This window comes from Mycolicibacterium neworleansense, from assembly GCF_001245615.1.
Lineage (GTDB): Bacteria > Actinomycetota > Actinomycetes > Mycobacteriales > Mycobacteriaceae > Mycobacterium > Mycobacterium neworleansense.
The window spans coordinates 616465-631920 of the sequence record NZ_CWKH01000002.1 but is presented as its reverse complement, the minus strand read 5'-3'; the positions used below and the strand labels follow the sequence as shown (position 1 = coordinate 631920).

The following is a 15456-nucleotide window of genomic DNA, read 5'->3' as shown; positions in this document are numbered from 1 at the left end:
GTGATCACGGCCACAGCCGGCCAAACTGGGAGGGCGAGCTTTGCGCATCGGCAAGATAACTGTTGGGGCACTTGAGGAATGGGCGTTGAGTCCGGGCTCGGTAACTTCCTGGCATCCGACGCCCGCGGCTCAGGAAACTGCGAATCGGGCGCCTGTGAGTTCGGTGCCAGTTAGCTACATGCAGAGCCAACACCTTAGAAACTATTGCGAGAGAACCGCCGCGGGACTGAACTTCTCACGGCAGATCATCGCGAGTTGTGAGGTGGCCGGCCAATGTGATATCGCGGCGATGGACCACGCGGTCAACTCCTACCTGCGGCGGCACGACACATTCCGCAGCTGGTTCAAGCGAGCCGAAGACGGCAAATTTATTAGACATGCTATCGAAGATCCGGCCGATATCGAGTTCGTCCCGGTCGATCAGGGCGAATTGACGGTCGAGGAAATTCGCGACCATGTCGTCGGTATACCGAATCCCTTGGAATGGGGCTGCTTCACTTTCGGCATCATTCAAAGCGAGAACCATTTCACATTCTTCGCCGCGATGGATCACGTGCACGGGGATGCAACGTTGATCGGTACGACGATGATGGAAGCCAATGGCATGTATTCGGCGATGAGCGGAAGTGGCCAGGCGCTCGTGCTTCCGGAGGCGGGTAGCTTCGATGATTTCTGCATCCGTGAACGCGAGTACACGGATGCGCTGACCCTGGAGTCGCCCGGCGTGCAGGCGTGGATCGACTTCGCCGAGAACAATCGGGACGGTTTCCCGGAATTTCCACTGCCGCTTGGCAATCCGGACAAGTCTCTGAGCAGTGCGTGGAGCTCCATGGTTCTGATGGACACGGCGCAGACGGAGCGGTTCGATGCCGCCTGCGCGGCGGCCGGCGCTCGTTTCGTCGGCGGTTTGTTCGCCTGCCTGGGGCTGGTGGAGCATGAGTTCACCGGTGCGCTGACGTATTACGGTCTGACGCCGAGAGATTCCCGAACCGCAGGCGACAATTTCATGACACAGGGTTGGTTCACCGGCCTCATACCGATAATCGTGCCGGTCGCGGCGACCTCTTTCAGTGACGCCGCGGGCGCCGCACAGGCGTCTTTCGATTCGGGCCTCGACATGGCGCGGGTACCGTATTATCGAGTGCTCGAGTTGGCCCCGTGGTTGAACTGGCCGCAGCCGAACTTCCCGGTTTCCAATTTCCTGCATGGCGGCGCCGCGCCTCTCAACGCTATCCTCGCGGCCGGCGACTTGGGGCTCGCGAACAACATCGGGATGTATCCGGACAATCGGTTCTCGTACCAATTGACGATCTACATATTCCGGTACGGCGAGGGCACGGTCATGGCGATCATGCATCCGGACAACGCCGTTGCCGAGAAATCCGTTACCCGCTACATGGAGGCGATGAGGTCGGTGTCCTCGCGGGTTGCTGACAGCGGGCACTGGGGGCGCGTCGCGTAGCGGCGAGCAAATCGATGCGATGCGCAACTTCGGCGCGAGGGTGAGGACGAGATGCGACGGCTGGCCGATTTCGTAGTCCGGTGGCCCTGGGCGGTGATAGGGATCTGGGCGGCGCTGCTTGTTGCCCTGCCCCTGGTATGTCCGTCGCTGAACGACATGGCCCAGAAGCACCCGCTGTCCATCCTGCCCGGCGACGCACCGTCGAGTGTCACCGCGGCAAAGATGACCGAGGCGTTCCACGAATCGGGCAACAACAATCTGCTGTTGGTGGCCCTGATCAACGAGGACGGGCTCGGCCCAAGGGATGAGGCGTCCTACCGCAAGCTGGTGGACGCGCTGCGCGACGACGTGACCGATGTCGAGAGCGTCCAGGACTTCATCGGCACTCCACAGCTACGGCAGTTCTTGACCAGCAAGGACAAGACCACCTGGGTGTTGCCGGTGGGCCTGGTGGGTGAGCTGGGAACACCGCGGGCGATGGACTCGTTCAACCGGGTCTCCGAGATCGTCAGAATCAACACCGCGGGCAGCCCCCTCCAAGTGCATCTCACGGGCCCCGCGGCCACCGCCGCCGACCTCACCGTCGCGGGTGAGAACGACCGGCTTCCGATCGAGATCGCGATCGCGGTCCTGGTCCTGGCGGTGCTGCTGGTGGTCTACCGAAGTCCGGTGACGATGCTGCTGCCGTTGCTGACGATCGGCTCGTCCCTACTCATCGCCCAGTCACTGGTCGCGGGATTCTCGGAGCTGACAGGTGCCGGTGTCTCGAACCAGTCCGTCGTATTCCTCAGTGCCATCATGGCCGGCGCAGGCACGGATTACGCGGTGTTCCTGATCAGCCGCTATCACGACTATCTGAGGTCGGGCAAAGACTTCGACCAGGCGGTCCGGGCGGCGATGATGTCGATCGGGAAGGTGATCACCGCATCGGCGGCGACGGTGGGAGTCACCTTCCTGCTGTTGAGCTTCACCAAGATGGGCGTGTTCAAGACGGTCGGAGTGGCAGCCGCGATCGGTATCGCCGTCGCCTACCTCGCCGGGCTCACTCTCTTGCCGGCCATCCTGGTGCTGGTCGGACCGCGCGGCTGGGTGAAGCCGCGACGCGAGCTGACCGCCCGGTTCTGGCGGCGTTCGGGCATCCGCATCGTGCGCCGTCCGGTGCCACATCTGGTCGCCAGCCTTCTCGTGCTGGCGCTGCTCGCCGGCGCCGCGATCTTCGCGCAGTACAACTACGACGATCGCAAGGTGGTGGCGGCGTCTGCGCCCAGCTCGATCGGCTACGCCGCCGTCGAACGACATTTCCCGATCAGCCAGTCGATCCCCGAATACATCCTCATCCAGTCGCCGCACGATCTGCGCACGCCGAGGGGGATGGCGGACCTTGAGCAGATGGCTTCGCGCGTCGCCCAGTTGCCCGACGTCGGTCTGGTCAGCGGCATCTCCCGTCCGCTGGGCGAGGTGCCCGCGGAATTCCGGGCCACGTTCCAGGCGGGCATCGTCGGCACTCGGCTGGCCGACGGCTCCACCCAGATCGATCAGCGCTCGGGCGATCTCAACCGACTGGCCGCCGGCGCCAACACGCTGGCCGGCAGCCTCGCCGACGTGCGCACCCAGATCAACCAGATCGCGCCCAGCCTGCAGAGCCTGGTGGACACGTTCTCCTCGGTGCGCACCGAATACGGCGGCGACAAACTGGTGAAGGACGTCGAAACCGCGGCGAAGCTCGTGCAGAGCGTCAATGCGCTCTCCAATGCGATGGGGTACAACCTGTCGGCCGTCAAGAACATCTTCGGCTGGATCGAACCGGTCCTGGCGGCGCTGCAGAACAACGCGGTCTGCGACAACAACCCGTCCTGCGTCGAAACCCGTATCCAGTTTCAGCGGCTCGTCGAGGCGAACAAGGACGGCAGCCTCGACCAGATCAACGACCTGGCGCATCAACTGAACGGCGCGGGTGACGAGAAGCAGTCTCTCAACTCCACGGTCACCAAGCTGAACGCCGCGCTCGCCAGCGTCAACAAGGCGGTCAAGACGATGGGGCTGAACAAGCCGGGCGGTCCGCAGTCCGGCCTGAAGGATCTGCAGCAGGGCGCCAACCGCCTGGCCGGTGGAAGCCGGGAAGTGGCGGGCGGCGTCGAGGAACTCGTCAAGCAGATCAAGGTGATCTCGGCCGGGCTGAACCAGGCCTCGTCCTTCCTGCTGACGATGCGCAACGACGCCGCGGATCCGGCGCAGGCGGGATTCAACATCCCGCCCGAGGTGCTGAACATGCCGGAGTTCAAGAAGGCCTCGGCGGCATACGTTTCGCCGGATGGCCGCACCGTGCGGTATCTGGTGCAGACCAAGCTCAACCCGTTCAGCGCCGAGGCGATGGATCAGGTCAACCAGATCCAGGATGTCGCTCGGGGTGCCCAGCCGAACACCACGCTGGCCGACGCCACGATCTCGATGGGCGGATTCCCGGCCGCACTGCGGGATACGCGTGATTACTACCAGCAGGACATCAGGTTCATCATGACCGCGACCCTCATCGTGGTGCTGCTGATCCTGATGTTGCTGTTGCGGTCGATCATCGCACCGCTGTACCTGGTCGGGTCCGTGGTCGTCTCGTACTTCGCGGCCCTCGGCATCAGCGTCTTGGTGTTCCAGTCCTTCCTCGGTCAGCAATTGCACTGGAGCGTTCCGCCACTGGCCTTCGTGGTGCTGATCGCGGTCGGTGCCGACTACAACATGCTGCTGGTATCGAGACTGCGGGACGAGTCTCCGCACAGCACGCGGTACGGCGTGATCCGTACGCTGAGTTCGACAGGCGGCGTCATTACCGCAGCGGGTCTGATCTTCGCCGCCTCGGTGGCCGGCCTGATGTTCTCCTCGATCGGCATAGTGGTGCAGGGCGGCTTCATGATCGGAGTGGGCATCCTGCTGGACACCTTCGTGGTGCGCACCATCACGGTGCCCGCCATCGCTGCGCTGGCCGGCAGGGCGAACTGGTGGCCATCGCGGGTGGCCGGGGGGAGGCTGCGCACGTGAGGAGCGAGACGGGTCCGGCGCACGTGAAAAGCGATCTTGAATTTGCGGACGCAACGGCGGATGAGCGCGCACGCGTGATGTGTGTGAAACTACGAACTGAGCGGGGCGATCAGGAGTGGAGATGAAGAAACTCCTTGCAGGACTTGCAGTATTGATGACTGCCGGCGTCACCGGAACGTTCGGCGTGCTCGGGAGTGCGTCGGCCGACGACACGCCGCCCCCCGGTCCGCCGGTGCCCGCAGGCCCGGGCACCGGGTCGTCGAACCCCGGAACCGCGTACGCCCTCGGCGGTGCCCACGTCCTCGGGATTCCCTACGACGAGTACATCCGGATGACGGGTGAGCACTGGTTCCCCGGGATGAAGCGGACGAAGGTCGACTACCCGGCAGGTCAGGTTCAGGGCCACACGCTGGAACGTCTCTTCCCCGGTATCGGTGCTCTCGGAGAGCAGATCTATCCCGGCATCGGTCTCGACGGGCCCAGCATCGGTGAGTCGGTCGACGAGGGTGAGGGAAACCTCGACGCGGCCATCCGCAACGGCGGCAAGGGAACAGCGATGGGGCTGTCCGAGGGCGCGCTCGTGCTCAATGCCGTCAAGGCGCGGCTGGCCAATGACCCGACTGCTCCGCCACCGGATCAGCTGTCCTTCGCGACGTTCGGTGACCCGATTGCCAAGCACCCCTTCGGTGAGAGCTTCCTGACGCAGAACTTTCCCGTGGGCAGCGTGGTGCCGTTCATGGACTACCGCATCCCGGCTCCCGTGGAGAGCCAGTACCACACCGACCAGTTCATCTCGGCGTACGACAGCATCGCCGACTGGCCGGATCGGCCCGACAACTGGATGAGCGTCATCAATGCGATCGCGGGTCTGGCCACCGGTCACACCGCGATCGCGTTCACCAACCCGAGCAACGTTCCGCCGCAGAACATCCGGACGACGGTGAACTCCAAGGGTGCGACGACGACGACGTACCTGGTACCTGAAGAACACCTGCCGCTGGTGTTGCCCTTCAAATATCTCGGTTATGACCAGCACACGCTGAACCGCCTGGACTCGATCCTGCTGCCCATGGTGGATGCGGGTTATTCGCGCAACGACGATCCGGCGACCGCTCCGATCACGGTGGACCCGGTGAACGGCTTCGATCCCGCCGAAGTCACCGCACCGGCCAACGAGGCGACGTTCGGCGGCGGCACCGATCCGATGTCGGAACTGGCCAACGCCGCCCTGTCACTGCTGAACCCGCAGGGCGCGGGCTGACAACGACTGCGAGCCAATGGATTCGACGAGTTACGGACGTGATGTGATGCCAACCCCCCAGTCATCAATTCTGTCGATGCTGCATGGGCGCGCCAGTCTGCGCCCCGACGATGTGGCCTTCACCTTCACCGATTACGCCGACGATCCCGCGGGCGTCACCGAGACCCTGACGTGGTCTGAGCTGTCCCGCCGGACGATGAGTGTGGCGCGCGAGATCGGGCTTCACGGGTCGGTCGGTGACCGGGCGGTGATCCTGGCGCCGCAGGGGCTCGAGTACATCTTGGCGTTCCTGGGATCGATGCAGGCCGGGTTCGTTGCGGTGCCGCTGCCCTTGCCGCATCGCGGCTCAAGCCATGACCGGGTGAGTGCGGTGTTCGTCGACACCAAACCGTCGGTTGTCCTGACGACATCCGCGGTCGCCGAGGATGTCGGAGACTACGTGGATCAGTCACGTATGAACACCGCTCCGAAGATCGTCGTGATCGATTCGCTGAATCTGGACGCCGACGACGTATCAGACGAATCCGACGGTGGCCCCGCCGAATTCCCCGCCACGGCGTACCTGCAGTACAGCTCGGGTTCGACCCGGCTGCCCACGGGCGTGATGATCTCGCACCGCAACGTCCAGGCGAATTTCGAGCAGCTGATGCGGGGCTTCTTCGCGGATGCGCAGCTCAGATCCGCCAAGGCGACGATCGTGTCGTGGTTGCCCTTCTACCATGACATGGGCCTGGTGCTGGGTGTCTGCGCGCCCATCCTGAGCGGCTATCCCGCGGTACTGACCAGCCCGTTGGCGTTCCTGGAGCGGCCGTCCAGGTGGATCCGCGCACTCGCTGAGAGTCCTCAGACCTTTTCCGCGGCACCGAATTTCGCCTTCGACCTGGCGGCTCGTAAGACCAAGGATGCCGACCTCGCCGGCCTGGACCTCGGCGGGGTGATCGGCATCATCAACGGCGCCGAGCGGGTGGAACCGGCCACCTTGGAACGGTTCGCAGATCGCTTCGCCCACTTCGATTTTCGCGAGGACATGCTGCGTCCGTCGTACGGGCTGGCCGAGGCAACGGTATTCGTGGCCACCGGCACGTGGCGGGAATCGTCGGAGGTGGGTCACTTCGACGTCGATGAGTTGTCTGCGGGCCGGGTGCGGCGCTGCGCGGCCGGATCCGGCACTGCGCTCGTGAAATACGACCTGCCGCAGTCACCGGTGGTGCGGATCGTCGACTCCGACACGAACCGGGAATGTGCGCAGGACGTGGTCGGCGAGATCTGGGTGCACGGCGACAACGTCGCGGCCGGCTACTGGAGCAGGTCGCCCGAGGAGCAGCAGTGCTTCGGCGCCACCCTCGTCGATCCGACGCCGGGCACGCCGGACGGACCGTGGCTGAAAACCGGTGATCTGGGCTTCGTCTCCGATGACGACCTGTTCATCGTCGGGCGCATCAAGGATCTACTGATCATCCGCGGTCGCAATCACTATCCCGAGGACATCGAGGCAACGGTCCAGCAGATCACCGGCGGCCGGGTCGCGGCGATCTCGGTTCCGGTGAACAGCACCGAGAAGCTGGTGACGGTGATCGAGGTCAAGAAGCGGGGAGAGTCCACCGTGGAGGCGGTGCACTGGCTCAAGGAGATCAAGAGCGATGTCACTTCGGCGATCTCCAATGCGCACGGGTTGAACGTCGGGGATCTCGTCCTGGTGTCTCCGGGCTCGATTCCGACGACGACGAGCGGCAAGGTCCGGCGCGCGGCCTGCGTCGAGCAGTACCGGCAGGACGAATTCACGCGCTTGGACGTCTGAGCTCATCCTGCCGGAAAGGGCTGACGGCCTACAGGCCGGCGAATCCCACGACGAGCAGCACGCAGCCGACGATCGCCAGCACGGCGGCGACCTTGCGGTGGCGCTGGGTCTGCAGCCAGTCGTGCAGGGCTGCCAGCGTGGCCCGGGTGCGTTCGGGTGCCACGAGGTAGGAGATCAGCGGAATCTCCACGAGGCCGAACGCCACCACGTTGAACAGCAGCAGGGCACCCATCTGGGTGGCTGCCGCGGCACCGGAGGCGACGATGAGCGCCAGCGCGGCCAGATAGTCGACCGAGGGCAGCGCGATGCCCAGGCCCGCGACGCCGGCGGTCCACAGCGAATGGCCGCCCAGCAGTTGCCGGATGCGTGCCATCAATGGCCCGGGCTCTCGGCCGGGTTTCGGCCCCGCCACACGCGTCGGCCATCCCACGGCCAGGACGGCTGCCGTCACGAGGGCCAGTGCCCCCACCACCAGCTGCATCCTGGGCAGGGTGAAATGGGCCGACCCGAGGGCTGGCCGCAGGAGGAACAGCACCACCATGCCCACCGTGGTGCCCATGGCAAATCCGCCGATGAGGAAGGCCAGCAGTTGCAGCAGCGGCCGCGGGCGGTTGAGCATCAGAACGGTCATGCCGATGCGGAAGGGCTCCAGGCTGACGGCGGCGGCCATCACCAGAAGCGGAATCCACATGATGGGCGCCAACTTACCGGCCAGCCGCCGGGTTGTGTTCACCGCGATCGCGACCCTGGCCCATCCCGCCGGTCGCGACGATGATGGACCGCGTGACGTCTGTGCAGACGGCCCTGCCGGTCGTCGATCTGAACGACGCGCCTGAGCGGCTGCGCCAGGTCGCGCACGACGTGGGCTTCTTCTATCTCACCGGCCACGGTGTCCCCTCCGAGCTGTCGGACCGATTACTGGCCGCTGCGCGCCGCCTGTTCGCCTTGCCTCAGGCGGCCAAGGATGCGGTGGCGATGACCAACAGTCCGCACTTCCGGGGCTACACCCGGCTGGGCGGTGAACTGACCGGTGGCCGCGTGGATTGGCGGGAACAGCTCGACATCGGCCCGGAGCTCGCCCCGCTGGCCGATCCCGATCAGGACTACCTGCGGCTACAGGGCCCCAACCAGTGGCCGGCCGGCCTGCCGGAGCTGCCCGAGGTCATCGCGCAGTGGGACGCCGAACTGGCCCGGGTCGGGCGGGTGCTGCTGCGGCGCTGGGCGACCGGTCTGGGCGCCGATCCCGGTGTCTTCGACGCCGCGTTCGCCGACACCCCGGCCACCCTGATCAAGATCGTGCGGTATCCGGCCCAGGCCGACACCGACCAGGGGGTGGGTGCGCACCGCGACGCCGGGGTACTGACCCTGCTCCTCGCCGAACCGGGATCCCGTGGTCTACAGGTTCGCGGCAGCGATGGCGCGTTCATCGACGTCGATCCGCTGCCCGGGGCCTTCATCGTCAACATCGGCGAGATGCTGGAGGTCGCCAGCGGCGGCTATCTGCGGGCCACCGAGCACCGGGTGCAGGTCAGCGCCGCTGAGCGCATCTCGGTGCCCTACTTCTTCAATCCCCGACTCGACGCCGGTCTGCCTGTGCTGACGCTTCCCGAGGGACTCGCCGGCCATGCCCGCGGCGTGAGCAACGACCCGTCCAACGACCGCATCTATCCGGTGTACGGACGCAATGCGTGGAAGAGCCGGGTGCGCGCGCACCCGGACGTGGCCGCCGCTCATGGCTATGGGCGGGCGGAACAGGTGTGACAAGGCGCTGTGTGAAGATGGAGGTGTTATGAGTGCAACAGAATTGAGCCCGACGTCGCTGCGTGAAGCGTTCGGCCACTTCCCGTCCGGTGTCATCGCGATTGCTGCCGAGGTGGAGGGCACCCTCGTCGGCCTGGCGGCCAGCACTTTCGTGCCGGTGTCGCTCGACCCGCCGCTGGTGTCGTTCTGCGTGCAGAATTCTTCGACCACGTGGCCCAAGCTCAAGGATCTGCCGTCGCTGGGAATCAGCGTGCTCGGCGAATCTCACGACGCGGCGGCCCGCACACTCGCGGCCAAGACCGGGGATCGGTTCGCCGGCCTGGAGACCGAGTCACGCGAATCCGGGGCGGTGTTCATCCACGGAACCAGCGTGTGGTTGGAGAGCACCATCGAGCAGCTGGTGGAGGCCGGCGATCACACCATCGTGGTGCTGCGCGTCAGCGACATCACGGTCAATGCTGACGTGGCACCAATCGTTTTCCACCGCAGCACGTTCCGCAAGCTCGGCGCCTGATCGCGCGGGGCCTGCGCACGCGGGCTCGTCTGATTCAGGGCCGGGCGGCCAGTTCGTCCCGGTATTTGGCGATGCGCTGTTCGATCTCGCCGGCATCGCCCGCGCGGCCCTCTTTACGGGCCAGATCGGCCCGGACCGACAGTTCCCGGATCGCGGTCCGGATCTCGTTGATGCTGTGAGTGTGTGCCATGCTCATGAAGCTGCCTTTCGACGCTGATTGGCTGCTTTCTCGAGCCTACGCGCCGAAGCTCACCGAGCGGCTCAAACTTCCTGGAGCCCGATGACGACCTTGCGGAACAACTGCGCGCCGGCGTCCTTCTGTTCGGGCGGGCAGGTCACGTTGACGATCATTCCCCGGACCAGGCCGTAGTAGTCGCACTCCTCCCGCTCCGTGCTGGTCAGCGCGAAGGAGTCGTCGGCGGCCGATTCGGGTGCGGCGATCACCACATGGTCAAGTGAGCGGGTCTTGGTCTCGATGACCTGGCCATGCTTGCTGATGACGGTGGTGATCTTGGCGCCTTTGCAGCGCTCGTACCACTGCCGGGCGAAGTCGAGGCTGGTCGGTTCCTTCGACGGGAACACCGTGAGCGAGAACGACTTGCTGTCTTCCTTGTTGCCGCCGGGATCGTCGACCGGGTACATCAGGCGTGAGATGCGGGCGTCCTTGTATCGCTCCGGATCGTCGTCGCCCCCGAAGTCCCATTTGGCGGTGTACAGCGGATCGTCGTCTGACGTACAACCCTGCGGCTCCGACGTGAATTTGTATTCGCGGTCGGGGTCGTACCCGGAGCCCCCGCTCTGATTCATCTTTGTGTAGTCGAACTCGGTGTAGCCCGGCGGGTACAGCGAGTCGAAGTCGATCGCGTTGAGGATCATCGTGGGTGGCTTGTCGCTCAGCAGCGGTCTGCCCTTTTCGGGCGCATCCGCGTGCTCGATGGGCGCCGACCGCGGCCAGGCCAGCCAGGCCACGAGCGCCGCGACCAGGACCACTGCGACGCCGATGCCGACGCTGCCGAGGATGATCGTTCGCCGCGACAGCTTTCGGGGACTCGTCGCACCTGGCGGCGCCGAGTATGACCACTGGTCGGGCATCCCGTTGGGCCCGCTCACGGCTGGGGTCCTGCCGTGCTGCACAGGGCTGTGGTCAAGTGACCGAGCGGGGTTCCGTCGGGGTCGCAGAAACCCGGACCGTCGGCTGGACGAAGCTCCACGTGGTCAGGGTATTTCAGGGGCGCTTCGGTCCCCGGGCCCTGACCCGGCCCCGGCCCCGGTCCTGGGGCCGGCGTCGGCGTCGGCGTCGGCGGCGGGGGTGGGGGTGGTGCATTGGGAGCCGGTGGCTGGTTGGGATCGGCCGGGGGTTGCTGGGCCTGTTCTTGCTGTTGCTGAGCCTGGCGCGCTGCCTCCGTCTTCTGTGCCACTTCCCGGTCCTTGAGCGTGATGCATTCCTTCATGCGGGCTTCGTCGTCGGGATAGGGGCAGGGACCGGTCTTGGACTCGGTGAAGTCGATTCCGCCGCCGGGCGCACGCTTGTAGTCGTAGCCGTCGGGCGTCTTGGTCAGCGCTCCGGCTTTGAGGGCTGCGAGCTTGTTGGCCAGCCGCTCGGGCGTTTCACCGACGAACGCGCGGATGTCGGGGCTCGCGGACGGGAACGTGGTGAAGCATCCGGTGTCGCCGTTGGCGGCTTCCACCGCGGGCGTCAGGATTTCCCGCGCCTTGGTGAAATTGCCCTGTTTGAGTTCACTGTCACTGAGCTTCTCGGCGATCAGGGCGAAGTTGCCGCGCGGCGGGCAGGCACTCGGTTCCTTCTCGTGCGCGGCCTTGAATCGGTCGAAGGCGCCGGGGACGTCGCCGCGGAGCATCAGCAGGTCACCTTGGGCGAACTCTTCGCGGAAGCCGCGCCCGATGTTGCCGACATCGATCCACTCGAGCGTGTTCTGCATGGCCGCATCGTCGCGGGCCGCGAACTGGCCGGGCAGCCTGTTGCCGAGGATGCCCACACTGGCGATCTTGACCGCCAGCAGGAGCAGCAGTACCAGCACGGGAATCGACCAGAGCAGAAGTTTGCGTCGCAACTGCAGGCGGCTGGGCCGCGGAGCAGACGGTTTCTGCTGTCCGGTCTGCTGTGCCTCGCGCGATTCGGCGGGCGGGAGTGTCTGCGTCATTTCCGTACCGTCCCCCTTCTGCGTCGCAGCCAGTGACCGGCCAGCCCGTACAGTTCGACGCCGAACAGCGCTGCGGCGATCGCGGCGAAGAACCAGTAGAACTCGGTGCGATCCGGATGCGGGACTTTCGGATTGATCGGATCGGCGGGGGCAGCTTGGGGCACCGCAGAGGGCAGTTCGTCGGCGCTGACCAACCCGCTCTCACGCTTCTGGAACGGAATACCCAGACTGTCGGCCGCGGTGGTCAGGGCCTCTTCGTTGAGCGGGACGTCGACCGTGTCGTAGTTCGGGCCGGCGTAGATGCGTGGTTTGGTGTCGTTGGTCCCGTAGCCGAACACCGCCCCGCCGGATACCTGGGCCAGTGGGATGTCGAACTCCGGATTGTCCGAGTCGCTGCCCGCACCGAAGATGAAGACGAGATTCGCCGACCCCGGGTACGTGCGTGAGGCTGCGTTGAGTTGGTCTTTGAGAAGCGAATTCGCCGCCGCAACATCGGTTTTCACCACACCATCGGTCGACCGCTCGCCGTAGGGTCTGAAGTTCTGCAGGAACGGGGCCAGGCTCCACTCGTCCCGCGAGATCGGCCAGTCGACGCGGGCGGTCTCGGCGTAGGAGATCACGCTGAACCGGGCATCCGGATACTTCGTCAGCACCACCTGGGCGTCCTTCATGGCGCCCTCCAAACGGGTTTCACTGTCGCCGTAGCTGGTTCCCGCCGAACGGCCGAAGCCGCTGGCATTCATGCCCGCCGAGCGATCGATCACCAGGAACACGTTGATGTTGGATTCTTCGGCGGTGGTGGTCAGCCGGGGCGGGCGCTCGGCATCGGACTCGTCGCCGAGGCGGGTGGCGGCCAGGCCGAGACACACGATGGCCACCAGGGCCATGCCGATGCGCAGCCACTCCCGGCCGTCGGGCATCCGCCCTCGGCGGCGGGTGCTGACGATGGCGGCGGCAATTCGCAGGCCGACCGCCACGAGCACGAACGCGACGATCAACCAGATCGGGAAAACCGGGGCGACGCTGAGTTTCACAGCCGCATCCCCAGCCGTGCTGCGGCCAGCGCGACAGCCGCGATCAACGCGATCTGCAGGAGCAGGTCAGGAACATCCCACCGGAACGGATGCTTCTCCTCCTGGCGTTCTTCGTCGAGTTTCGACGGCGGTGGGTTCGACATGATCTTGTCGAGCGCGCTCGACAGCTCTTCCTTCTGGTTCTCGATCTTCCTGGGTGTCGCGTCGTCACCGATGAGACCGCCGACCTCGGTGTAGAGGTACTGCTTGCCACCGGAATCCTTCACCAGCTGGTCGATGAACTCCCCGGGGTGAGTCCCCGGGACGATGGTGTTCACCTGAATCTTCGAATCCTTGACGATGCCGGTCAGCATCGCGTCGGAATACGTCGGGGGAGTGTCGGAATAGGTCTTGGTGTCGCCGATGTAGATGATCGCCCGGCCGCGGCCGTTGTCCGATCCGACGGCGGGCAGGCCCATGGCGCACATCGCGATCGTGTCGTTGATCGTCGACCTGGTGTCGGCGTACCGGTTGAACAGCTCGCTGTCGGAGGAAAAAGCCGCCGCCGGATTGTCTTTGGACCCGGCCGCCTCGGCGACCTTGCCGATCTCGGCCAGACGTTCTGACACCCACGGCAGATCCGAGGTGACCGGGAAGTTGCGGTAGAACTCCTTGGTCATCCCGATGCGTTGATTGCCGAACCCGTCCACCTTCTCCCCCAGGATGGTCATCAACTGGGATATGGCAACGCTGTCGGTCATGCCGATGTTGTAGAGCGGTCCGAAGCACAACATGATGTCGACGTTCGGGGTGTCCGACCCGGCCAGCTGCGGTTCGTATGTCTTGGTCGGTCGGAGTGTGGCGCCGATGAGCATGAACACCGCGATCACCGCCATTACCAGTGCCACCACGGAGAGGCGTTCGTGCAGCCGCAGGGCCCGCTGGTACTCGGGGAGCGTGGTGATCCGGAACGACCGTGCGAGGTAAGGCAATTCACCCTGCCAGCCGAAGCGCGTACGCCGCGTGGCGTACCACAGCGCGACGCCGATGGCGATCGCGATCGGCAGCAGAAGGAGAGGCCATTTCAAGCCCATGTCAGCACCGCCGTCCGTGCTGCCTCGACGACAACGGGAACGCTCCGCGGGTCGGCGTCGTCGAACTGGCCCGGATAGGTCATCGCGAGGACATTGAGCGCAGGGCCGGCCAGAGGGCTGTGCGCGACGTCGGTCGCAGTCATCCTGCGCGCCTGGAATCCGGTCCGGAAATCGATGAAATTCCGGAAGATTCGGCTGATCTCGTGGAATGCCTGGCGGGTGGAGAGCTGCCCTTCGTGATGCAGTTGCTCAACCTTGGTCAGTGACCGGGAGAATTTGAACCGCAGCACCTTGTAGCTGATGTCGCGGATGACCGGGATTCGGCGCAGGACCTCGATGGGCAGGGTCCACACGATCACCCCGACGATCCAGCCGATGACGAGAAGGACGAGGACCGCGGCGCCGATCACCCACCACACCGGGTAGGACATCGGGGGAAACAGGAAGTCGATCGCGTCGTGCATCAGCGTCGTCCCTCCGACAGCACGGACAGGGCCGGGCCGATATCGGCCCGCGACGAGATACGGACACACGGACTGTCGAGTTGCGCGATGAACGACTCCCATTCAGCCCGGCGCGCCGCCTCGGCCCGGCGGTAGGACTCCAGCACCCTGGCTCCCAGGACCGACGGGGTGAGCAGGGCCTTGCCGGTGGCCACGTCGAGCACCTCGTCGGCGGCGTGCGGTTGCCCGAGGATGTCGAGGTCCTCGATCAGGATCCAGTGGATCGCGTTGCGACCCCGCACCGTCATCGCCGCTGCCACGAGTTCCGGTGTGACAGCGGGCTGATCGCAGACGATGTAGACGGCGTAGCGCTTGTCCAGATTGCCGGCCACGAACTCGAGCTGCCTGACGATGTTGGACGGGTTGCCGACCTCGATGTTGATGTGGCTGAGCAGGGTCAGCATCTGCTCGAGATGGTCCTCGCCGGTCTTGCCCGGCTCGATGGACGATCCGCGGTCGTCCCCGTAGACCAGGCTGATCTTGTCGGCCTGGGCCGAGGCGACCAGCCCGACCGCCCCGAGGGACAAGATCGCCAGGTCACGTTTGCTTTCTCCGCTCGGGGCGTGGGCGAGCAGGTTGGCACCGGTATCGGCGATCAGCAGGAACTCCTGGGCCTTCTCCGCGACGTACCGGCGGACCACCAGGTGGGTGTTGCGGGCCGACGCCTTCCAGTCGATGTCGCGGACGTCGTCGCCGATGGCGTACTCGCGCAGGTCGACGAAATCGTCGCTGCGGCCGAACTGCAGCGAGGTGTGGCCGCCCTCCAACACCCGGTGTGACCGCAGGCGCATCCCGACGGCCCGAGGGTCGAAATTGAGTTGGGCGCGGACCCGGTTGAGAATGTCCCCCATCGTGGCT

General features: G+C 65.4%; 14 protein-coding genes. 6 read left to right on the top strand and 8 right to left on the bottom strand.

Features of this window, described 5'->3' with window-relative positions:
- Positions 1-40 precede the first annotated feature (40 nt).
- The 4 genes from BN2156_RS18760 (at position 41) to BN2156_RS18745 (ending at position 7551) form a co-directional block, all read left to right on the top strand.
- Positions 41-1462, top strand: coding sequence for a condensation domain-containing protein (locus tag BN2156_RS18760; protein WP_090516491.1), 1422 nt, complete (start codon positions 41-43; stop codon positions 1460-1462).
- A gap of 51 nt (positions 1463-1513) precedes the next feature.
- Complete coding sequence (locus tag BN2156_RS18755; protein WP_090516490.1) at positions 1514-4492, top strand: MMPL/RND family transporter; 2979 nt, start codon at positions 1514-1516, stop codon at positions 4490-4492.
- 121 nt (positions 4493-4613) lie between these two features.
- A complete protein-coding gene (gene pe / locus BN2156_RS18750; RefSeq protein WP_090517483.1) occupies positions 4614-5753 on the top strand; it encodes an acyltransferase PE in 1140 nt (379 codons plus the stop codon).
- 46 nt (positions 5754-5799) lie between these two features.
- Entirely contained in the window at positions 5800-7551 is a 1752-nt protein-coding gene (locus tag BN2156_RS18745) for an AMP-binding protein (protein WP_090516489.1), read from the top strand.
- Positions 7552-7579: 28 nt separating this feature from the next.
- On the opposite strand, the gene BN2156_RS18740 is transcribed toward BN2156_RS18745, so the two are convergent.
- Positions 7580-8242 (bottom strand): GAP family protein, encoded by a 663-nt coding sequence (locus tag BN2156_RS18740; RefSeq protein WP_090517482.1) that lies wholly within the window; start codon positions 8240-8242, stop codon positions 7580-7582.
- 92 nt (positions 8243-8334) lie between these two features.
- On the opposite strand from BN2156_RS18740, the gene BN2156_RS18735 reads away from it, so the two are divergent.
- Both BN2156_RS18735 and BN2156_RS18730 read left to right on the top strand, forming a co-directional pair.
- Complete coding sequence (locus BN2156_RS18735; RefSeq protein WP_235625405.1) at positions 8335-9312, top strand: isopenicillin N synthase family dioxygenase; 978 nt, start codon at positions 8335-8337, stop codon at positions 9310-9312.
- Positions 9313-9340: 28 nt separating this feature from the next.
- The gene (locus BN2156_RS18730; RefSeq protein ID WP_029106325.1) at positions 9341-9826 is read left to right on the top strand and encodes a flavin reductase family protein; all 486 of its coding nucleotides are present in this window, start codon (positions 9341-9343) and stop codon (positions 9824-9826) included.
- Between the two features lie 34 nt (positions 9827-9860).
- Here BN2156_RS18730 and BN2156_RS18725 read toward each other — a convergent pair whose 3' ends face one another.
- From BN2156_RS18725 to BN2156_RS18695, 7 genes are all read right to left on the bottom strand, one after another.
- Entirely contained in the window at positions 9861-10016 is a 156-nt protein-coding gene (locus tag BN2156_RS18725; protein ID WP_162490866.1) for a hypothetical protein, read from the bottom strand.
- 71 nt (positions 10017-10087) lie between these two features.
- On the bottom strand, positions 10088-10936 hold the full coding sequence (locus BN2156_RS18720; protein ID WP_090516486.1) for a hypothetical protein: 849 nt from the start codon (positions 10934-10936) through the stop codon (positions 10088-10090).
- Entirely contained in the window at positions 10933-11988 is a 1056-nt protein-coding gene (locus BN2156_RS18715; RefSeq protein WP_090516485.1) for a hypothetical protein, read from the bottom strand. Before BN2156_RS18715 ends, BN2156_RS18720 begins: the two co-directional genes overlap by 4 nt.
- On the bottom strand, positions 11985-13022 hold the full coding sequence (locus BN2156_RS18710; protein ID WP_090516484.1) for a vWA domain-containing protein: 1038 nt from the start codon (positions 13020-13022) through the stop codon (positions 11985-11987). The genes BN2156_RS18715 and BN2156_RS18710 overlap by 4 nt, the downstream gene beginning before the upstream one ends.
- Positions 13019-14095, bottom strand: coding sequence for a hypothetical protein (locus tag BN2156_RS18705; RefSeq protein WP_090516483.1), 1077 nt, complete (start codon positions 14093-14095; stop codon positions 13019-13021). The genes BN2156_RS18710 and BN2156_RS18705 overlap by 4 nt, the downstream gene beginning before the upstream one ends.
- Positions 14086-14559 carry a hypothetical protein gene (locus BN2156_RS18700; RefSeq protein ID WP_090516482.1) on the bottom strand — a complete coding sequence of 158 codons (474 nt, stop codon included), beginning with the start codon at positions 14557-14559 and terminating at the stop codon, positions 14086-14088. The genes BN2156_RS18705 and BN2156_RS18700 overlap by 10 nt, the downstream gene beginning before the upstream one ends.
- Positions 14559-15449 (bottom strand): DUF58 domain-containing protein, encoded by an 891-nt coding sequence (locus BN2156_RS18695; protein WP_090516481.1) that lies wholly within the window; start codon positions 15447-15449, stop codon positions 14559-14561. Before BN2156_RS18695 ends, BN2156_RS18700 begins: the two co-directional genes overlap by 1 nt.
- Positions 15450-15456 lie beyond the last annotated feature (7 nt).

Coding starts and splice junctions, on each gene's coding strand:
- BN2156_RS18755 (WP_090516490.1), top strand. CDS start 1,514: ATGCGACGGCTGGCCGATTTCGTAGTCCGGTGGCCCTGGGCGGTGATA.
- pe (WP_090517483.1), top strand. CDS start 4,614: ATGAAGAAACTCCTTGCAGGACTTGCAGTATTGATGACTGCCGGCGTC.
- BN2156_RS18745 (WP_090516489.1), top strand. CDS start 5,800: ATGCCAACCCCCCAGTCATCAATTCTGTCGATGCTGCATGGGCGCGCC.
- BN2156_RS18740 (WP_090517482.1), bottom strand. CDS start 8,242: ATGTGGATTCCGCTTCTGGTGATGGCCGCCGCCGTCAGCCTGGAGCCC.
- BN2156_RS18730 (WP_029106325.1), top strand. CDS start 9,341: ATGAGTGCAACAGAATTGAGCCCGACGTCGCTGCGTGAAGCGTTCGGC.
- BN2156_RS18725 (WP_162490866.1), bottom strand. CDS start 10,016: ATGGCACACACTCACAGCATCAACGAGATCCGGACCGCGATCCGGGAA.
- BN2156_RS18715 (WP_090516485.1), bottom strand. CDS start 11,988: ATGACGCAGACACTCCCGCCCGCCGAATCGCGCGAGGCACAGCAGACC.
- BN2156_RS18705 (WP_090516483.1), bottom strand. CDS start 14,095: ATGGGCTTGAAATGGCCTCTCCTTCTGCTGCCGATCGCGATCGCCATC.
- BN2156_RS18700 (WP_090516482.1), bottom strand. CDS start 14,559: ATGCACGACGCGATCGACTTCCTGTTTCCCCCGATGTCCTACCCGGTG.
- BN2156_RS18695 (WP_090516481.1), bottom strand. CDS start 15,449: ATGGGGGACATTCTCAACCGGGTCCGCGCCCAACTCAATTTCGACCCT.